This is a genomic window from Streptomyces sp. NPDC002490 (genome assembly GCF_040296045.1).
Classification (GTDB): Bacteria; Actinomycetota; Actinomycetes; order Streptomycetales; family Streptomycetaceae; genus Streptomyces.
Genome location: NZ_JBEOWM010000079.1, coordinates 1 through 19470 on the forward strand (window position 1 = coordinate 1; position 19470 = coordinate 19470).

The following is a 19470-nucleotide window of genomic DNA, read 5'->3' on the forward strand; positions in this document are numbered from 1 at the left end:
GGGGGGGCCGCCCGCGCCGGCGCCCGTGCCCTCCTGGTCGCCGGGGGGGGGGGCGCGCCCCCCCCCGCGGCCCGCCCCCCCACGGCCCCGGCGGAGCCGACGGCTGTCACCGGCGCCGCTGAGTATATTGGCTGGAAGCCAGTCAACGCAGGAGTACAGGATGACCCCGCGCAGCGCATCGGTCAACGAGGAGTTGCGACGCCGTAGCCGTGAGCGCTTGCTGCGGGCGACCGTGGAACTGGTGGGCGAGCGGGGGTACGAGGCGACGACCCTCGCCGACATCGCTGACCGGGCGGGGGCCGCACGGGGGCTGGTGTCGTACTACTTCCCCGGCAAGCGGCACCTCTTCCAGTCGGCGGTGCACCGGCTGATGCACACCACCGTGGCCGCGGCCCTGGAACGCGAGCCCCGGCCGGCCCGGGGGGACGAGCGGCTGGCACGGGCCATCGACGCGGTCCTCGGCCTCGCCCGGGACCGCACGGTGCTGATGCGGGCGCACATGGCGGGCGTCCTCCAGCCGGAGGGCTTCGTCCGCTGCGCCGAACAGCAGCGGCTCGCAGAGGTGCTGCGCGATACGGTCGCCCGGTACGGATCCGAGGATCCGGACGCGGACTACCCGCTGTTGCGGGCGCTGCTGATGGGCTCGGTGTTCGCGGTGCTCCTGCCGGGCGCCCCGATGCCCGCGGAGGTGCTGCGGGCCGAGTTGTTCCGGCGGTACGGGCTGGCCTGGGAGCTGGGGTCACCGCCGAGCACGGACCCGCCGCGGACGGCGGCCGGGAGCGGGGCGGCGGACTTCTCCGGCCTCTTCGACCTGGACGCGCACCGTGCCGGCGGGGGCGGCGGCGAGCCCGGGTGAGGGACCGCCCCCGCACCGTCGGTGCGGGGGCGGTGCTCCTCGGGTCGTCCGAGCGGTGGATCGCTAGTCGTCGTCCTCGTCGTCCCGGTCGAAGTAGTCCGGCTGGGTCTGGACGTTCAACTCGTGCTGCCGGACCCGTTCGGCGGGGTCGGTGCGGCGGTCGTCGATCCGCAGGACGTCGAAGCCCTTGGCCATGTCGTTGGAGTAGATGTGGCCGTTGTAGTAGTACGCCGACCACGATCCGCCGGTGGCCCGGGCGGTCGTGCTGAGCGGCCCGCGTTCGAAGAAGGCGATCTCCTTCGGCCTGGCGGAGTCGGTGAAGTCCCACACGGAGACGCCGCCCTGGTACCACGCCTGGACCATCAGGTCCCTGCCCCGCACCGGGATGAGGGACCCGTTGTGGGCCACGCAGTTCTCGGTGTCGGCCTGGTGGCGCGGGATCTTGAAGTAGCTGCGGAAGACCAACTCCCGGTCGTCGCCGCGGCCCACGAGGTCGTAGATGCCGTTGGCGCCGCGGTTCGGCCCGGTGGCCGCGTTGCAGGTGGCGCCGCCCCCGCCGCCCAACTCATCGGTGAAGACGACCTTCTTGGTGGTCTGGTTGAAGGTCGCGGAGTGCCAGAACGCGAAGTTGACGTTGTCCTGCACCACGTCGATGACCTTCGGGTTCTCCGGGTCCTCGATGGAGAAGAGGATCCCGTCGCCCATGCAGGCACCGGCGGCGAGGTCCTCGGAGGGCAGCACCGTGATGTCGTGGCAGCCGGTGGTCTTGGAGACGCCCGGGTTGGTGGGGCCGCCCGGGTTGCCGCCGCCGTCCGGGCCGTCGCCGGGGAAGAGCACCGGGAAGCCGACGAGCGCGGCCTTCGCGGGCGCCTTCTTGGGCACCTTGATCACGGAGATGCCGTCGTGCGGCGGCTGGCAGTCGGGGAACGCCGCGTTGGGCGCGTAGGAGGAGACGTACACGTAGACGTTCCGACGGTCCGGCACCAGGGTGTGGGTGTGCGACCCGCAGGCGGTCTCCACCGAGGAGACGTACTTCGGGTTGCTCTTGTCGCTGATGTCGAAGACCTTGATGCCCTCCCACGAGTCCTTGACGGTCGCCGGCTGCGACCGGCTGGCGCAGGAGTCGTCGCTGCGGGACGAGTCGGTCGACAGGAAGAGCAGGTTCCCGGAGACCGAGATGTCGTTCTGCGAACCCGGGCAGAGCACCTGGGAAACGGTCTTCGGCGCCCTCGGGTCGCTGACGTCGAGGATGCGGAACCCGTCGTAGTTGCCGGCGAACGCGTACTTCCCCTGGAAGGCCAGGTCCGAGTTGGTGCCGGGGAGCGCGTCCTTGGGGACGTTGGCCAGGTGCTCGATGTTGTCGGAGTGGACGACCTCGTCCTGACCGGGTATCTCTCCCGCGGCCATGGCTTCCCGGGTCTCCCGGAGGTCGCTCTGGGACACCCGTTCGGGGGTCGCGGGGACGTCACCGGGGTCGGGGATCGCCCCGGCGGGGGCGGCGGTGACGAGTGCGGCGAGCAGCCCGGCCGCCGCGACGGCGGCGCCCAGGCGTCTGCGCCGTGATCGGGGATCGTTCGACAGGATCACTGTGTTCTCCCTCTTCGCCGTTCGCAGTGGGAACGGTTCACGGACACCCGCAGTATCGTCTTCGTCATGCTCATATCAATAGAGGAGAAACATGATCGTCACAAAGGTTTCCGATCGACGTCCGTGACGGGGTGCTAAGACGGACAACGGCACGTCCACCGCGGCCGATCGCCGGCCCGAGCACGACCCCGCACGGCGCCGCGCCCCCTCGCGGGGCACGCCGTTCCCTTCACCGCGCAGGAGGATGACTTGTCCCGTCCCCCCGGCACCGACCTCGAAGCAGCCCGCACCCCGGCCCCGCGCGGCGAGCGACGGGCACGGGCACGCCGCCTGGTCGCCGCCCTGCTCTGCGCGTCCACCGCGCTCGCCCTCGCCGGCTGCCGGGGGGACGACACCGGGAAGGAGGACGTCGGCGGCCCCTCCGTCATCGCCCCGGGGCGGCCGGGCGAGGCGGCGGAGACCCTGTCGGCGAAGGACGCGAAGGAACGCATCGCGGACGACTCGCCGAATGCCGCCGACTTCACCTACGCCCGGATGATGATCCGTCACCACCGACAGGCCCTGGTGATGACCGAACTCGTCCCCGAACGCGCCTCCTCGGGGCAGGTCAAGCGCCTGGCCGCCCGGGTGGCCGCCGCCCAGAAGCCGGAGATCGGCGCCATGGAGGGGTGGTTGGAGGAGCACCGCGAGGCGGAGGGCGACTCCGGGGCGGGCCACGACCACCACTCCATGCCCGGCATGGCCACCCAGGACCAGCTCGCGACGTTGCGGGCGGCCGGGGGCAGGGCCTTCGACGCCCTGTTCCTCAAGCTGATGATCACGCATCACGAGGGGGCGGTGTCCATGGCCGTCGACGCGCTCTCCGGGGGCACCAACGTGCGGATCGAGGAGATGGCGAACGACGTGATAGCCCAACAGACCGCCGAGATCGGACGGATGCGCGCGCTCCTGTGATCCGGCCGGCGCCCCGCTCCGTCCCGCACCGCCGCCCGGCGGGTTAGCGTCGAAGGATGGACGCGAACACCGCGGGTGCCCGGAGCGGCCCGGCAACCTCGTTCCTCGCCGCCCTGGCCCGGGGCCCACTGGTGCTGGACGGCGGACTGTCGAACCAGCTGGAGGCCGGCGGCGAGCGGCTCGACGGGGCGTTGTGGTCGGCGCGGTTGCTGGCGGAACGCCCCCGGGCGATCGTCGCCGCCCACCGGGCGTACTTCGCCGCGGGCGCGGACCTCGCCACCACGGCCACCTACCAGGCGACCTTCGAGGGCTTCGCCCGGTGCGGCGCGGACCGGAGACGGGCGGCGGAACTGCTGCGGCTCGGCGTGGAGCTGGCCCGGGAGGCTGCCAGCGGGGCGCCGGACGGGCGGCCCCGGTGGGTGGCGGCGTCCGTCGGACCCTACGGGGCGATGCTCGCGGACGGTTCGGAGTACCGGGGGCGCTACGGTCTGGGCGTCGCGGAACTGGAGCGCTTCCACCGGCCCCGGCTGGAGGTGCTCGCCGAGGCGGCCCCCGACGTCCTGGCCCTGGAGACGGTTCCCGACGCGGACGAGGGGCGCGCCCTGGTCCGCGCGGTGCGGGGGCTCGGGGTGCCGGCCTGGCTCTCCTACAGCGTCCTGGGGGACCGCACCCGTGCCGGGCAGCCGCTCGTCGAGGCGTTCGCGGTGGCCGCCGAGGCGGACGAGGTGGTCGCGGTCGGCGTGAACTGCTGTACCCCCGACGACGCGGACGCCGCGGTGGCCCTCGCGGCCCGGGTCACGGGCAAGCCGGTGGTGGTGTACCCGAACAGCGGTGAACGGTGGGACGCGGCACGCCGGACGTGGGCGGGGCCCGTCCGGTTCGCCGCCGACCGGGTGGACGCCTGGTGGGCGGCGGGGGCGCGGCTGGTGGGCGGCTGCTGCCGGGTGGGACCGACCGCCGTGTCCGAGATCGCGGCCGGGGTGGCGGCCCGGCGCCGGTGACACACCGGAGGGGACGCCTGGGCGCTCGTCGCGCCCGGTGATCGGGTACACAGTGGGTGAGGGGGGCCGGCACGGCTGAGCACGAGGTTCGAAAGGCACCCCGATGACCGAGACCGACGCACTCCTCGCCGTGGGCACCCGCAAGGGCCTGTTCCTGGGCCGCCGCGGCCCCCGGGGACCGTGGACCTTCGACGAGGGGCCGCACTTCCCTTCGCAGGCCGTGTACGCGGTGGCCATCGACACCCGGGCCGGGGTGCCGAGGCTGCTGGTGGGCGCCGACAGCGCGCACTGGGGACCCTCGGTGTTCCACTCCGACGACCTGGGCCGCACCTGGCACGAGCCGTCCAGCCCGGCCATCCGGTTCCCCCGGGACACCGGCGCGTCCCTGGAACGGGTGTGGCAGCTGCACCCGGCCGCGGCGGAGCCGGACGTGGTGTACGCGGGCACGGAGCCGGCGGCGCTGTACCGCTCGGAGGACCGCGGGGAGAGCTTCGCGCTGGTCCGCCCGCTGTGGGAGCACCCGACCCGTTCCCGCTGGGAGCCCGGTGGGGGCGGGGAGGGGCTGCACACCGTCGTCACCGACGCCCGCGACCCCGCGGCGGTGACCGTGGCCGTGTCCGCGGCCGGCGTGTTCCGCACCGTGGACGGCGGGACGAGTTGGGCACCGTCGAACGCGGGCGTCTCCGCGGTGTTCCTGCCCGATCAGCACCCGGAGTTCGGCCAGTGCGTCCACAAGGTCGCCCAGGACGCGGCGGACCCCGACCGGCTCTACCTCCAGAACCACTGGGGCGTGTACCGCAGCGACGACGCGGGAGGGCATTGGACGGACATCGGCGCGGGCCTGCCGTCGACGTTCGGCTTCGCCGCGGCCACGCATCCGCGCCAGCCGGACACCGCCTACGTGTACCCGATCAACGCCGACTGGGACCGGGTGCCGGCCGACCGCCGCTGTCGGGTGTTCCGCACCCAGGACGCCGGGGGCAGTTGGGAGGCGTTGACCGTCGGCCTGCCCACCGGGGACCACTACGGGACGGTGCTGCGGGACGCCCTGTGCACCGACGACGCGGACCCCGCAGGCGTGTACTTCGGCAATCGCAACGGCGAATTGTACGCCTCGCGAGATGACGGTGACACCTGGCACCAACTCGCCTCGCACCTCCCGGACGTCCTGTGTGTGCGGGCCGCAGTCGCGCCATAACACGATGCAACAGAGTGCCTGTTCAGCCACCCTGGCCGAAAATCGACGTGACGTAAAACATCATGGAGTCTTCATTCCCTTTCGAAACCTGCACACGCCCTTACCCGTTTCTCTAAGGGAGGGATAAGGAACCGACATCCCCAGTCATGGAAGGAGACCACCGTGGTCCCCGTATGCCCGTACTGCAAGCGTGTGGAGTGCATCTGCCGGGCCCTCGGGGGCGTCACGCGGGGGGAATCGCGTGGCCGTCCCGGGGTAAGGAACCTTCTCGTACGGCGGTACTCTTCGAGCCGCGCGGGCCTACGACACCCCGCGCGGGTCACTCCGCACATCTGAGCACCTGGGGGGCACGTCCGCGTGGCAGCACGACCTTTGCACGAGATCGTCGAGGCGGGGTGGGCCAAGGCCCTGGAACCCGTTGCCGACCAAATCACCCGGATGGGTGATTTCCTGCGCGCGGAGATCGGCGCGGGTCGCACCTACCTGCCCGCCGGAGCGCACGTGCTGCGCGCCTTCCAACAGCCCTTCGACGAGGTACGGGTCCTGATCGTCGGTCAGGACCCGTACCCCACGCCGGGCCATGCCGTGGGGCTGTCCTTCTCCGTGGCGCCCGAGGTCCGTCCGCTCCCCGGAAGCCTGATCAACATCTACCGGGAACTCACCAGCGACCTGGGCGTCGCTCCGCCCTCCAACGGCGACCTCACCCCGTGGACCGAACAGGGCGTCCTGCTGCTCAACAAGGCCCTCACCACTGCCCCGCGCAAGCCCGGAGCCCACCGGAACAAGGGCTGGGAGGCGGTCACCGAACAGGCCATCCGCGCGCTCGCCGCGCGCGGGCGCCCGCTGGTGTCCATCCTGTGGGGCCGGGACGCCCGCAACGTCCGGCCGCTGCTCGGCGACCTCCCGGCGGTGGAGTCCGTGCACCCCTCGCCCATGTCGGCCGACAACGGCTTCTTCGGTTCCCGCCCGTTCAGCCGCGCCAACGACCTGCTCGTCCAGCAGGGGGCCCGGCCCGTCGACTGGCGGCTGCCGTGACCGCCGCCGGGCGCCCGCACCCCCCGTCCGCGGTCCTCGCCGTCGACTCCGGCGGTTCCGGGCTGCGCGTCGTCCTCGCGTCGGACGGCCGCGCCCGCTCCGCGCCGCTCACCTCCGGCCAGCCGGTGCGCACCGGCCCCGGCGGCATCGACGCCGAACACTTCCTGGAACAGCTCGTTCCCATGGCACGGACCCTGATGGCGGACGCCGGGATCAGCGAACTCGCCGCCGCGGCCGTGGGAGCCGCCGGACTGTTCTCCCTCGGCGACCGGCTGCACGCCGAACTCCCGGACGGCTTCGCCCGGGAACTCGGCGTGCGCCGGCTCGCTCTGGCCTGCGACGTGGTCACCGCCTACGCGGGCGCGCTCGACAACCGTCCGGGCGTGGTCGTCGCCGGCGGCACCGGCATGATCGCCACCGGCACCGACCTCCGCGACTGGCGCCGCGCCGACGGCTGGGGCCACCTGCTCGGCGACTGCGGCGGCGGCGCGTGGATCGGCCGCGCCGGACTCGACGCCGCCATGCGGGCGTTCGACGGGCGGCGCGGCGGCTCCGCGGCCCTGCTCGCGCGGGCCGTGCAGACCTTCGGCGAGCCGGAGGGCCTGCCCGGACGGCTCTACCCGCGCACGGACCGGCCGGCCGTCCTCGCCTCCTTCGCGCCCTCCGTGGCCGCCTGCGCCTCCGGCGCCGGCGGCAAGGAACCGGACCCGGTGGCCGCGGGCATCCTGCGCCGGGCCGCCGCGCACATCGTGGACACCACGGCCGCGGTCGCGCCCGCGGAAGGAACCTTCGACGTGGCCTTCACCGGCGGGCTGTTCAAGATGGGCGACCCGCTGCTCCGCCCGCTGGCCGCGGAGCTGTCCGAGCGGCTGCCTGGCGCGCGGCGGACCGCGGCCGACGGCGACCCGCTGCTCGGTTCGGTCCGGATCGCCACCGGGCTGGCCGCGGGGAACCTCGGGCTGCCGGTCGACGCCCGCATGCTGTCCGTCCGCACCACCCCGCCGGACGTCTGACGCTCGCGCGTTCGGGAGGCATCCTTCCAATGAGTCAGATGAACGAGATCAATCGGACAAAATCTGATAGATGCCGCTCACCTGCCCCCTCCCCGAACGGGGAGGGGGGTGAAGCCAGTAGCATGCGGCGCCATGAGCACCCCCACTGGGCCAGCCAACGACCTGCCCGTACGCATGCCGCGCCCTCGTCAGTCAGGACGCCACCGTCGCCCTGAGCCCGCGGTCGCCCCCGAGGGGGCGCCCGCGCTCGTCCTGGCGGTCCCGGGGACGCCCAGTGGTTCCGTGCGGAGCCTCGCCGAGGAGGTCGTGAGCATCGCGCGCGCCGAACTGCCCGGGCTCGACGCCCGGATCGGCTACCTCTGCGGGGACGACGAGTTCCCGGCGCTCTCCTCGCTCCTCGCGCACGCCGCGCAGGAGCGCACCGCCCGCTACGAGCAGGCCCGTGCGGCGGGCTCCGAGGCGACCGAGCCCGAAGGGCCCGTCGCGGTCGTGGTGCCGTTGCTCGCGGGCGCCGACGGCTCGCTCCTGCGGGACGTCCGCAAGGCCGTCAACGACAGCAAGGTGGCCGCCGAGATCACCGACGCCCTCGGCCCCCACCCGCTGCTCGCCGAGGCGCTGCACGTGCGGCTCTCCGAAGCCGGGCTCGCCCGCGCGGACCGGGCCCGACTCTTCACCGTGGCCACGGCGGCCGACGGCATCATCATCGCCTCGGTGGGGGGCGAGGAGGCCGCGCAGGCGGCGGGGATCACCGGCATGCTGCTCGCCGCACGGCTCGCCGTGCCGGTGATGGCCGCCGCCCTCGACCAGGAGGGTTCCATCGCGGAGATCGCCGAGCAGTTGCGCTCCTCCGGCTCCGGGCAGCTCGCGCTGGCGCCGTACCTGATCGGTCCGGAGATCGACCCGATCCTGCTGGAGGCCGCGGCCAAGGAGGCGGGCTGCGCGGCGGCGGAGCCGCTGGGTGCCTACCCCGCGATCGGCAAGCTGGTGCTGTCCAAGTACGCCACCGCGCTCGGCATCCCGCTCACCGGCGCGGGCGCCGCCCAGCGCTGACGCCTCGTCGGCCCGCCCCTCCGGGCGGGCCGGTCGACGGCTTCCGGTACCGCACCGTCCGGCGCGGAAGGGATCAGCGCAGGACGACGCAGGACGCGGCGGGCACCGGCACCGAGCCCGCACGAGTCGGCAGACCGGTCAGCGGGTCGACGTCGAACCAGGTCACGTCGCCCGAGCGCTCGTTCGCCGCGTAGAGGCGTCGGCCCGTGGGGTCCACCGTCAGGTCGCGGGGCCAGCGGCCTCCACACGGGACCGTGGCGAGGCGGCGCAGTCCCGCCCCTTCCTCCTCCACGGCCAGCACGGAGAGGACGTCCGTGCCGCGGACCGCGACCCACACGAACCGTCCGTCGGGGTCGACCGTGACCGCGGACGGGTAGGCGTCCCCCTCGGGCGCCTCCGGCAGCAGCGCGACCTCCGTCAGCGGACGGAGCACCCCTTCCCCGCCGTCCCACCGGCAGACCGTCAGCGTCGGGGCCAACTCGTTCACCACGTACGCATGGCTCCCGCCCGGATGGAACACCAGGTGCCGGGGCCCGCTGCCGGGGCGTAGGGCGACCTCCCGGTGGACCCGCGGCTCTCCGGACCCCGCGAGGTCGAAGACCCGCACCGAGTCCGTGCCGAGGTCCACGCTCACCGCCCACCGGCCCCCGGGGGCGGGCAGCACCTGATGGGCGTGCGGGGCCTGTTGGCGCTGGGGGTGGGGTCCGGTGCCCTCGTGGACGAGCACGCCCGAGGGCTTCTGCGCGAGGGCTCCCTCGGAGCGCAGGGGGACGGCGCTCACGCTGCCGGAACCGTAGTTGGCGGTCAGCAGGTGGTTCCGGTACAGGGCGAGGTGGGTGGGCCCGTCGCCCCCCACCAGCACGGGCGGGCCGATCGGGCGCGGACGGTCGGCGGTGACGTCGAGCGCCGTGACGGCCCCGGGGGAGGTCTCGCTCACCGCGTACAGGACGGCGCCGTCCGAGGAGAGCGCGAGGTACGAGGGATCGGCGACCGTGTCGGTGGCGCCGAGGAGGTGGAGGGCGCCGGTGACCGGGTCCACGGACGCCGTCACGACGCCCGGTCCCCCGGCGGCCGTGAACGATCCCACGTACGCCCGCCCGGCATGCCCGCGGCCCGTTGCCACAGCTGTCTCCTCTCGACTGCCGAATTGCTGCGCCGACGTTAGCAGCCGAAAGCGATCGGTCTAGACCAAGTCTGTAGCGATGTTTCCCACACGAGGGACCGGGATCGCACACACCGGCACCCCCGGCGCCGCCGGCGCGCGACGCGCCCCGACGCCCGGCCCGAATCGACAGGAGGCCCGCACGAAGGCCGACAAGACCACCCGAAAGGGAACACCGACACCACCGCAGCGCCCGGAACGCCCCCACCCCGGGCGTCGAGCGGACCGTCCACGGCGGAGCCGCGGGGCCATCGCACTCTCAACTGCGTTTTGGTCCAGACCTATTGACGCTAGGTCTGGACCAACTTACGGTATGGCAACACCACCCCACCCCCCCACTCCTGACGTCCCCCACCGTCACCTCCCCCACACCCCCGCACTCCCGCACCGTTTCGCGCACGTCTTCGGGTTCCCCCCACCCGGGAGGTGGCGTGCTCCCCCCGCACGCCGCCTCCCGCCGACCACTTCCGTGACCCGCCGCCCTCTCCAGGGGCGCGCGGGTCGACCGGTTCGAAGGGAGCACAGCATGTTCCGCAGCATCGGCCGCAGGGCACGACTGCTCGGCATCGGTCTGGCCCTGGCCACCGCGGTCCCCCTGACCGCCGCCGCGGCGCCGGCCTCCGCCGGGGCCGCCCCCACCGCCTCGGAGACCACCACCAGCACCTGTGCGGTGAAGTCCAAGCCCACCGGAAAGGTGCTCCAGGGGTACTGGGAGAACTGGGACGGCGCGGCGAACGGCGTCCACCCCCCGCTCGGCTGGATCCCCATCGACGACGGCCGGATCACCCAGCACGGCTACAACGTGCTCAACGCCGCCTTCCCCGTGATCCGCTCGGACGGAACGGTGCTGTGGGAGGACGGCATGGACAGCACCGTGAAGGTGCCCACGCCCGAGCAGATGTGCGCGGCGAAGGCCGCGGGACAGACCATCCTGATGTCCATCGGCGGCGCGGCGGCCGGCATCGACCTGAGCTCCAGCGCGGTGGCCGACCGGTTCGTCGCCACGATCGTCCCGATCCTCAAGAAGTACAACTTCGACGGGATCGACATCGACATCGAGACCGGCCTGGTCGGCAGCGGCAACATCAACACCCTCTCCGCCTCGCAGGCCAACCTGATCCGCATCATCGACGGGGTGCTGGCCCAGATGCCGTCCAACTTCGGCCTCACGATGGCGCCCGAAACGGCCTACGTGACCGGCGGCAGCATCGTGTACGGCTCGATCTGGGGCTCCTACCTGCCCGTCATCAAGAAGTACGCCGACAACGGCCGGCTGTGGTGGCTGAACATGCAGTACTACAACGGCAGCATGTACGGCTGCTCCTGGGACTCGTACAACGCCGGCACGGTGCAGGGCTTCGTGGCCCAGACCGACTGCCTCGACCGCGGGCTGGTGGTCCAGGGAACCACGATCCGGGTCCCGTACGACAAGCAGGTGCCCGGTCTGCCGGCCCAACAGGGTGCCGGAGGCGGCTACATGTCCCCCTCCCTGGTCTCCCAGGCGTGGAACCACTACAACGGTCAACTCAAGGGCCTGATGACCTGGTCGCTGAACTGGGACGGCTCGCGCAACTGGACGTTCGGCGACAACGTGAAGGCTCTCCAGGGACGCTGACGCCACCTCAATCCTCTCCGGGCCGACGTCGTGGGCGGCCCGGGGACCCGGGCGGAGTCCCGGATCGCGGAAGCGGCCGCGGTCCGGGACCCCGCCCACTTCTGCGTTTCCGCAGGGTCCGCCTTGCACCCTCCGCAACGGGCGCGTGGGTGCCCCTTACATTTTCGGGAGCCGTCCCCCCTAGGGGGTCCGATCTGCGGCGTTCGGAATAACAACCTTTCTTTTTCTTCGAGTTAGAGCAAGATCCATTGTGGTCTAGACCTTGACGCGCGACCGTCCGAACGCTTGGCTGAGCCCTACACCCGCCACGGCGAGCCCAGACCGATTCGACTCGGTCAACTGGGCTGGTCAGGCGTGCCTGTTGAAAGCTCGAAGGGGAACAAGACCCGTGCTCAGAGATCGTTTGAAGACGCTTGCGGTCGGCCTCGCGGCCGTGGGCTCGTTCGCCGCCACCCTGGTCGTGCCCGCCTCGGCGAACGCCGCGACCGGCACGGACGAGTGCGCCATCGCGCCCACCTGGTCGTCCGGCGCGAACTACCAGACCGGCGACATCGTCAAGTACACGGACGGCAGCGTGTACATCGCCGAGCGCAACAACCCCGGTTACAACCCCGTGGTGAGCACCTACTACTGGGACGCGTACACCTGCGGCGGCAACGGCAACCCGAACCACAACAGCTTCGTGGTGAGCGAGGCCCAGTTCAACGAGATGTTCCCGCGCCGGAACCCGTTCTACACCTACAAGGGCCTGACGGACGCGATGAAGGCGTTCCCGAAGTTCGCCCACACCGGTACGGACACCCAGCGCAAGCAGGAGGCCGCGGCCTTCCTCGCGAACATCAGCCACGAGACCGGCGGCCTCTACTACATCAAGGAGATCAACGAGGCCAACTACCCGCACTACTGCGACAAGACCATGCCGTACGGCTGCCCGGCCGGGCAGTCGGCGTACTACGGTCGCGGTCCGATCCAGCTGAGCTGGAACTTCAACTACAAGACGGCCGGTGACTACCTCGGCATCGACCTGCTGAACGACCCCTGGGAGGTCGAGAGGAACCCGGCGGTCGCCATGATGACCGGCCTGTGGTACTGGAACACCCAGGACGGTCCCGGCCCGATCACCGGCCACGACGCGATGGTGAGCGGCGCGGGCTTCGCCCAGTCGATCCGGGCGATCAACGGCGCGCTGGAGTGCGAGGGCGGCAACCCCCGCCAGGTCGAGAGCCGGGTGAAGCGCTACAAGGACTTCACCCGCATCCTCGGGGTCCCCACCGGCGGGAACCTCTACTGCTGACGCACGGTTGCGAGTGAACGGCGACGGGCCGGGGGCACGCCCCCGGCCCGTTCGCGTCGTCCCCGCCCGCGGCTCCGCCCGACGGTTCAGGTGCCGGGCTTCCTGCCGTAGACGAAGACGTCGTCGCCGCTGCGGAGGTGGGACCAGTACGTCTTGGCGTCGCCCTTGCGCATGTTCACGCAGCCGCGCGAGCCCGGCGGGTTCCACATGCTGACGCCCGCCGCGTGGAACGCCTGCCCGCCGTCGAAGAACTGGGCGTAGGGCATGGGCACGTCGTAGAGGGTCGAGTGGTGGTCGATGTTGCGCCAACCGATCCTCTTCAGACCGGTGCGCGTCTCGTCTCCGTCCCGGCCGGTGCGGACCGGGACCGGCCCGAACTTGACGCGGTTGCCGTCCTGGATCCAACTGATCTGGAGGGTCAGGTTGACGCAGGCGATGCGCCCCCGGTTGGTCGGGCAACGCCCCTCCCGGTTGGGCTTGTTGCCCACGGCCTTCTGCTTTTGCATCAGGTCCATGACACCCCAGGTGATCTTTCCCGCATAGCCGGCGGACGACGTGATGCCGTGCGTCCGCTGGAACTTCTGGATCGCCTTGCAGTCGGTGGTCGACTGCCGGCCGTCCACCGGACGGCCGAGGAACTTCTCCACCTTCTTCTGGTACGGGCCGGCCTGCGCGGTGCAGGACGCGGCGCTCGCGGGCGCCGCCCCGAGCACCACCGTCAACGGCACCACCACGGCGGCGATCCCGACCGCCGCACCCCATCTCCTGCGCGTCTCCCCCATGTCCGCCCTCTCCTCTCCGTTCCGCTCGTTGCGCCCTGCTAGACCGGGCTCCGAAGGCATTGGTTGTACGCGCCCGCCATCTGTCACGCGGCTCGGACCTTTGTCTCCGGAACGGGACATTCGATGCCCGACCTCCCTCCACCCGGTCCCGTCCCAGCAGCCTGGGCGCCAGGACCCCTTCCCCACAAGGGCGTTGCGAGCCCATTACCGACCGTTGACAATCCCCGGGACATGAACTTAGGTGTGCCTTGCCTAAGTTGAACGGGTGTCCGGGGCTCTCCCGCACCTGCTCCCCGCTCAGAAAGGTGCTCACAGGATGAGTGCTGTGCCCACCCCCCGCGCCGCCGCCCGTGCGGGCATCGCCGTGTTCTCCGCCGCCGCACTGAGCCTCGGTCTGGCTTCCTCCGCGTCGGCGGCCACCGGAAGCCGCACCATCGTCGACGGCGCCACCACCTACAACCTGTCCATCAGCGCGCCCAACACCGCCGCCGCCACGGGCGCCAACATCACCGTCACGGGGACGGGTTACAACGCCGGGCAGGGCATCTACGTCGGGCTGTGCGCCGTGAGCGGCAGCCAGGGCGCCAACAAGCCGACCCCGTGTCTCGGCGGCCAGGACCAGAGCGGCAGCACCGGCGCGTCGTACTGGGTGAGCAACTTCGGCGGCGGCACCCTCCCGAGCAGTTCCACCTTCGGCAGCGGGGGCAGCTTCTCGGCCACCATCCACGTCAAGGCCGACCTCGGCGGCGGCAACGTCTGCGGGGACACCGTCGACTGCGCCATCGTCACGCGAGCGGACCACACCGACGCCGGCGACCGCAAGTACGACGTCCACATCCCGGTGACCTTCTCCTGACACCCCACCGGGGGCGGGCTCCGGCTCCCCGGGGCCGGACCCGCCCCCCGCACGCGCCCCGGCCCCGTACGACGAGGAAGCCATGACAGCCAACCCATCGCCCCGCGCACCCCGCCGCCCGAGCCGGAGACGGAGGGCGGCGGCGCTCACGGCCCTGCTGAGCGTGCTGGGCCCCGCCGCCTTCGCCGCCGGGACCGGCCCGGCGGTCGGCGCCGCCGGCACCCCGGTCACCGAACGGGGCCGGGACGGGCAGGAGCTGTCCGTCTCCGTCACCAAGGGGCTGGACCCCTCGGGACAGGCCGTACGGGTCACCGGCAAGGGCTACGACGAGTCCAAGGGCATCTACGTGGCCCTGTGCAAGGACAACGGCCCGGGTCGGGTCCCCTCGCCCTGCGCCGGCGGCGCCGACATGAGCGGCGGCTCGAAGGCGTCCGCGTGGATCGTCCCCCGGGGCGACGCCTACGAGGGCGATCTGGCCACCGGGTACGGCGTCGGCGGCACCTTCGACGTCGAACTCCACCTCAAGGCCGTCTCCACCGGGCTCGACTGCAAGAGGGTCAGGTGTTCGGTGGTGACGCGGGTGGACCACCGGGGCGCGGGCGACCGCACCCAGGACGTCCGCGTCCCCGTCGCCTTCGCGGCGGCGCCCCCGCCCGGCGGCATCGGGGTGGACGTCCCCGAAGGCACGGTGTCCTACCGGGAGAGCGCCCAGTTCACCACCGCCGGGAAGCCGTTGGACCTCCTGGTCCACCCGGAGTCCGGGAAGCTCTACGTCGGCGCCGACAACCTGCCGGACACCGCGGACGTCGACGAACGGGGACTGTACGTCCTCGACCCGGCGGACGGCCGGGTCCGCTCGCACATCAGCCAGGCCCCCGGCGCGAACGGGCTGCGCACCTCCGCCGTGGCCCGGATGGTGGCCCCGCTGCCCGGTGACGGGGTCAGGTTCCAGTACCCGCTGCGCGGCATCGGCAGCGCCACCGACGGCGACCGCACGGCCCGCGGGGTGTGGCTGGCCGGAAGCACCGTCACCGACGTCGGCCCCGGCACCTCCTCGCCGACGGCCGTCCTGGTCGCCCAGGGCAACAGGCTCAGCGAGGTCGACTCGGGGACGGGCACCGTCCTGCGCGAGCTGACGCTGCCCGGCGGCAGCAGGTTCGCCGTGGACCCCACCCGCCGCCATGCGTGGTTCGTCGACTTCGACGCCGGAAGGCTGTACCAGATCGAAACCGTCAACCTGACGGTGCGCCGGTCCGTCGACCTCCCCGTGCCGGTCAACGGGACCAGCGGCTTCGTGGAGGTCGACCCGGAGAGCGGTGACGTGTGGCTCGGCTCGGGCCGCACGGTCCTGGTCTTCGACCCGGACGGCCGCCTGGCAACCACCCTCGACGGCCCGGACCACGCCATCGCGGTCACCTTCGACGGCGCCACGGACCGTGCGTTCCTGGTGCGTCAGGACGGTGGGGACCTGGCGGAACCGGGCAACGACAACGACGGGTCGCTGACCGTCTACGACACCGAGGAGTACGAGCGGCGCGCCGAGCCGGTGGCCCTGCCCGGTCTGCACGGTCAACTCGGTGCGGCCGCGGTCGCCGTGGCGCCCGGTGGCGCGGCCGTGTACGTGACCCATCCCGTCGAGGGGAAGGTCGTCAAGCTGGTGCGCCGCACGTCCCCGAAGGTGACCGCGTCCCCCACGGACCTCCGGGTCGAGCCCGGAGAGGACGTCCGGCTGACCGCGCGGGCGGAGGGCGCGCCGGAGCCCACCGTGCGCTGGCAGACGAGCACGGACGGGGGAACCGCCTGGAGCACCGTGCCGGGCGCCGATGACGACACCCTGGCGTTCACCGCGACGCGTTCCCAGGACGGCCACCGGTTCCGGGCCGAGTACAGCAACTCCGCAGGCACCACCCGTACCCGCCCCATGACCCTGACGGTCGCCGAGGAGGAGCCCACCACCAGCGGCGGCACCTCCGGTGCGCACACCGGCGGGGGAAGCACGGGCGGCACGACGACCGGCGGCGGATCCGTCGGAGGTGCCGCGGCCGGAGGCGTCACCGGTGGCGGGAACGTCGGGGGCACCGAGGGCTCCGACACCACGGGAGGCGGTGCGAGCGGCGGCACCGCGGGCGGAGGATCGGCCGGCGGCTCCGACGGCGGCGGCGGCGCGGCGACCGGCGGGTCCGACCCGGCCGGGGACGGCTCCGGTGCGCTCGCCTCGACCGGGACCACCGTCCTGTCCGCGGCGGCGGCAGCGGCAGCCCTCCTCGCCGCGGGGGCGGCGCTCGTGCGCCGGCGGCGCCCCGGCCGGGCGCCCGCCCCCGGGCAGCAGGCGTCCCGGGGCTGAACGGCGGCGCGGCCCCGGGACGTCCGGGGTCCCCGCCGGTGCCTCCGGCATGTCGGTGCCCGCGCACCGGAGGCTTCTGGCAGCGTGGCCGTGGCACACCCGCCTCCCCAGGAAAGGGCACACTCCATGCGACACGTCTCGCTCGGCGGTCTCGACGTCTCCCGCCTCGGCCTCGGCTGCATGGGCATGTCGGCGTTCTACACCGGTGCGGGAACGGACGAGGCCGAGGCGGTGCGCACCCTCCACCGGGCCATCGACCTGGGCGTCACCTTCCTCGACACGGCAGAGGTCTACGGGCCCTACACCAACGAGGAGTTGCTCGGACGGGCACTGGCCGGGCGCCGGGACGAGGTGGTGCTCGCCACCAAGTTCGGCATCCTGTCGCACCGGGGGCGGCGAGGGCTGGACAGTTCGCCGGAGAACGTCCGGGCGGCGGTGGAGGGTTCGCTGCGACGGCTCGGCACGGACCGCATCGACCTCTACTACCAGCACCGGGTGGACCCCGACACGCCCGTCGAGGACACCATGGGGGTGCTCGCCGAACTGGTCGCGGAAGGAAAGATCCGGTACGCGGGGCTGTCCGAGGCGGGGCCGGAGACGATCCGCCGGGCGCACGCGGTGCACCCGGTCGCCGCGGTGCAGACCGAGTACTCGCTGTGGACCCGCGACCCGGAGGCGGAGGTCCTGCCGCTCACCCGGGAGCTGGGCATCGGCTTCGTGCCGTACTCCCCGCTGGGCCGGGGGTTCCTCACCGGCGCCATCCGCAGCCGCGACCAGCTGGACGACGGCGACTTCCGCAAGGACAACCCCCGCTTCAGCGAGGAGAACCTCGCCCAGAACCTGCGCATCGCGGACGAGGTCGCGGCCGTCGCCCGGGACCTCGGCGCCACCCCCGCACAGACCGCCCTCGCCTGGCTGCTGAGCCGGGGCGACGCCATCGCGCCGATCCCCGGCACCAAGCGGACGGCCCGGCTGGAGGAGAACGCGGCGGCCGACGGGATCCGCCTCGACGCCTCCCAACTGGCCCGGCTCGACGCGCTGTCGGCCCCCGCCGGCGACCGCTACACCGACATGTCCCCCGTGAACCGCTGACCGGCGCCGCGGCCGACTCCCTCCCGAACGCCGGGGCGGGAGCGGCGGTCTTCGACTGCCGCTCCCGCCCCGGCGCCCGCGGAGGACGGAGGGCTCAGGTCTGCACGGCGGGCAACAGCCCCGTCACGGGGGCCACCAGATCGGTCACCTGCCGGAGCTGGCCGAGCTGCGACAGCCCCTGCTGGACGGTGCCGACCTGCCCGGTGACGGTGGGCATGCGGGCCTGGTGCTCCGGGCCCACCGACTGAGCGGACAGTGCGTCGAGTTGGCCGATGACGGAGGGCACCTCCAGTGCCTGCGGCGGAAGGGGTGCGGCGGACGCGGCGGTGGCCGTCAGTCCGGTGACGCCGGAGGCCAGGGCCACCGCGGCGAGGATGCGTCGAGTTGCGGTCATGTCCGGAGCAACGGGCGAGTCGCGGGCCGGTCACGGCCCGGGGCGCGCCCTCACCCGTGGGGCTCATCCGGGGTGGGTGCGGGGCGCACGGGCGTACGGAAACGGCTCCCCTCCGCACGGAGGGGAGCCGTGGTGTCCGCGGTCAGGGGCAGCTCGCGATGGTGCTGCGGGCCCGCTCCGGGTTCGCGTGCTCGACCCGGCACTCGTCGACGTCGAGGCCGCCGTCGACCAGGCCCCAGCCGGGCCCGGCGAGCAGGACGGTGTTCTTGGTCCCGCGGATGGTGTCCCGGCCCGGGCCGCCCTGGATGACGCCGCCCGCCTCGGGGCCGACCCCCTTCGCCTCGATGAGGTCGTTCTCGCTGCCGCCCAGCACCCGTCCGCCGAAGTCGATGACCCCGGCCGAAATGGTGTCCGGCCCGTCGTTGCCGAAGACCTGGCCGCCGCCGCGGGCGTGCTGCCCCGGCGCACCGGAGACGGTGCCGACGGTGATGGTGTCCGCGCCCTGGTCCCCGTAGACGGTGGCGCCGTGTTCGGTGCTGCCCATCACGGTGGGCACGATGATGGTGTCGTCACCGGCGCCGCCGCGCACCGAGGCCTGGTCGGCCCGGGGGTACAGATGGCTGGTCTGGATGCGGTCGTCCCCGTCCCCGCCGAGCACCTGGGAATCGATGATCAACCCCTTGACCCGGATGTTGTCGTCTCCGCCGGCCCCCCAGATGATGACGTTCTCCACGTCGTTCTCGCACTCGATGACGTCGTCCCCCGGGGTGCCGTACACGGCCTGACCGGGCGGCACGGCGGACCCGTTGAGCACGCAGTGGTGGGACGGCAGGCCGCCCTCCTGCGCCCGGGCCGGAGCCGTCGACAGGGAGGCGACGGCGAGCAGGGTGGCGGTGAGCGCCAGACCGCGCACGGCGGGACGGCTCGGTCGGGGGGCGAGGGGCATACGGGTCTCCCTGGAGGGCGGACGAACAGGAACCCGCCTACCGTGCGCCCCCGCGGCCGGACACGCCCGCACATCCGTGCCCCGCATCACCCGCCCGGCCCCGCTCCCGCCCCCCACCTGCACCGCGGTCGGCCCCCGCCACGCCGACCGGTTCCGGCAAGCGGGTGAGCGGCGGACCGTCCCGCCGCCGGCGGGGCGGGGGGCGGAGCCCGGACGGACGCCTCGGCCGGTGCCCCCCGGGGGCCCCCCCCGCCCCCCCCGCGGGCCCGCCCCCGGCGGGCCCCCCCCCGA

17 protein-coding genes are annotated in these 19470 nt (G+C 73.0%); 12 read left to right on the plus strand and 5 right to left on the minus strand.

Features of this window, described 5'->3' with window-relative positions; genetic code table 11:
• Positions 1-160 precede the first annotated feature (160 nt).
• Positions 161-856 (plus strand): TetR/AcrR family transcriptional regulator, encoded by a 696-nt coding sequence (locus ABT092_RS29420; protein WP_351249264.1) that lies wholly within the window; start codon positions 161-163, stop codon positions 854-856.
• Between the two features lie 63 nt (positions 857-919).
• Here ABT092_RS29420 and ABT092_RS29425 read toward each other — a convergent pair whose 3' ends face one another.
• Positions 920-2443, minus strand: coding sequence for an LVIVD repeat-containing protein (locus ABT092_RS29425; protein ID WP_351249266.1), 1524 nt, complete (start codon positions 2441-2443; stop codon positions 920-922).
• A gap of 249 nt (positions 2444-2692) precedes the next feature.
• Between ABT092_RS29425 and ABT092_RS29430 the strand changes: the two genes are divergently transcribed.
• The 6 genes from ABT092_RS29430 to ABT092_RS29455 all read left to right on the plus strand — a co-directional run bounded on the left by ABT092_RS29430 (position 2693) and on the right by ABT092_RS29455 (position 8694).
• Entirely contained in the window at positions 2693-3397 is a 705-nt protein-coding gene (locus tag ABT092_RS29430; RefSeq protein ID WP_351249268.1) for a DUF305 domain-containing protein, read from the plus strand.
• 56 nt (positions 3398-3453) lie between these two features.
• Entirely contained in the window at positions 3454-4398 is a 945-nt protein-coding gene (gene mmuM, locus ABT092_RS29435; protein WP_351249270.1) for a homocysteine S-methyltransferase, read from the plus strand.
• Between the two features lie 103 nt (positions 4399-4501).
• On the plus strand, positions 4502-5596 hold the full coding sequence (locus ABT092_RS29440) for a WD40/YVTN/BNR-like repeat-containing protein (RefSeq protein WP_351249272.1): 1095 nt from the start codon (positions 4502-4504) through the stop codon (positions 5594-5596).
• Between the two features lie 357 nt (positions 5597-5953).
• The gene (locus ABT092_RS29445; RefSeq protein ID WP_351249274.1) at positions 5954-6631 is read left to right on the plus strand and encodes a uracil-DNA glycosylase; all 678 of its coding nucleotides are present in this window, start codon (positions 5954-5956) and stop codon (positions 6629-6631) included.
• Complete coding sequence (locus ABT092_RS29450; protein ID WP_351249276.1) at positions 6628-7644, plus strand: N-acetylglucosamine kinase; 1017 nt, start codon at positions 6628-6630, stop codon at positions 7642-7644. The genes ABT092_RS29445 and ABT092_RS29450 overlap by 4 nt, the downstream gene beginning before the upstream one ends.
• A gap of 132 nt (positions 7645-7776) precedes the next feature.
• A complete protein-coding gene (locus ABT092_RS29455; protein ID WP_351249278.1) occupies positions 7777-8694 on the plus strand; it encodes a sirohydrochlorin chelatase in 918 nt (305 codons plus the stop codon).
• Between the two features lie 73 nt (positions 8695-8767).
• Here ABT092_RS29455 and ABT092_RS29460 read toward each other — a convergent pair whose 3' ends face one another.
• On the minus strand, positions 8768-9817 hold the full coding sequence (locus ABT092_RS29460) for a lactonase family protein (RefSeq protein ID WP_351249280.1): 1050 nt from the start codon (positions 9815-9817) through the stop codon (positions 8768-8770).
• Between the two features lie 577 nt (positions 9818-10394).
• Here ABT092_RS29460 and ABT092_RS29465 point away from each other — a divergent pair.
• Positions 10395-11471, plus strand: coding sequence for a chitinase (locus ABT092_RS29465; RefSeq protein ID WP_351249294.1), 1077 nt, complete (start codon positions 10395-10397; stop codon positions 11469-11471).
• A gap of 388 nt (positions 11472-11859) precedes the next feature.
• Positions 11860-12765: a glycoside hydrolase family 19 protein gene (locus ABT092_RS29470; RefSeq protein ID WP_351249282.1), complete on the plus strand. Its 906-nt coding sequence runs from the start codon at positions 11860-11862 to the stop codon at positions 12763-12765.
• A gap of 86 nt (positions 12766-12851) precedes the next feature.
• Here the strand turns inward: ABT092_RS29470 and ABT092_RS29475 are convergent, their stop codons facing one another.
• Positions 12852-13547 carry a L,D-transpeptidase gene (locus ABT092_RS29475; protein WP_351249284.1) on the minus strand — a complete coding sequence of 232 codons (696 nt, stop codon included), beginning with the start codon at positions 13545-13547 and terminating at the stop codon, positions 12852-12854.
• Between the two features lie 316 nt (positions 13548-13863).
• Between ABT092_RS29475 and ABT092_RS29480 the strand changes: the two genes are divergently transcribed.
• From ABT092_RS29480 to ABT092_RS29490, 3 genes are all read left to right on the plus strand, one after another.
• Positions 13864-14403, plus strand: a complete 540-nt coding sequence (locus ABT092_RS29480; protein ID WP_351249285.1) for a hypothetical protein — start codon at positions 13864-13866, stop codon at positions 14401-14403.
• A gap of 82 nt (positions 14404-14485) precedes the next feature.
• On the plus strand, positions 14486-16747 hold the full coding sequence (locus tag ABT092_RS29485; protein WP_351249286.1) for an immunoglobulin domain-containing protein: 2262 nt from the start codon (positions 14486-14488) through the stop codon (positions 16745-16747).
• A gap of 126 nt (positions 16748-16873) precedes the next feature.
• Positions 16874-17839, plus strand: a complete 966-nt coding sequence (locus ABT092_RS29490; protein WP_351249288.1) for an aldo/keto reductase — start codon at positions 16874-16876, stop codon at positions 17837-17839.
• A gap of 94 nt (positions 17840-17933) precedes the next feature.
• Here ABT092_RS29490 and ABT092_RS29495 read toward each other — a convergent pair whose 3' ends face one another.
• Both ABT092_RS29495 and ABT092_RS29500 read right to left on the minus strand, forming a co-directional pair.
• Positions 17934-18233: a hypothetical protein gene (locus tag ABT092_RS29495; RefSeq protein WP_351249290.1), complete on the minus strand. Its 300-nt coding sequence runs from the start codon at positions 18231-18233 to the stop codon at positions 17934-17936.
• 142 nt (positions 18234-18375) lie between these two features.
• Complete coding sequence (locus ABT092_RS29500; protein WP_351249292.1) at positions 18376-19179, minus strand: hypothetical protein; 804 nt, start codon at positions 19177-19179, stop codon at positions 18376-18378.
• Positions 19180-19470 lie beyond the last annotated feature (291 nt).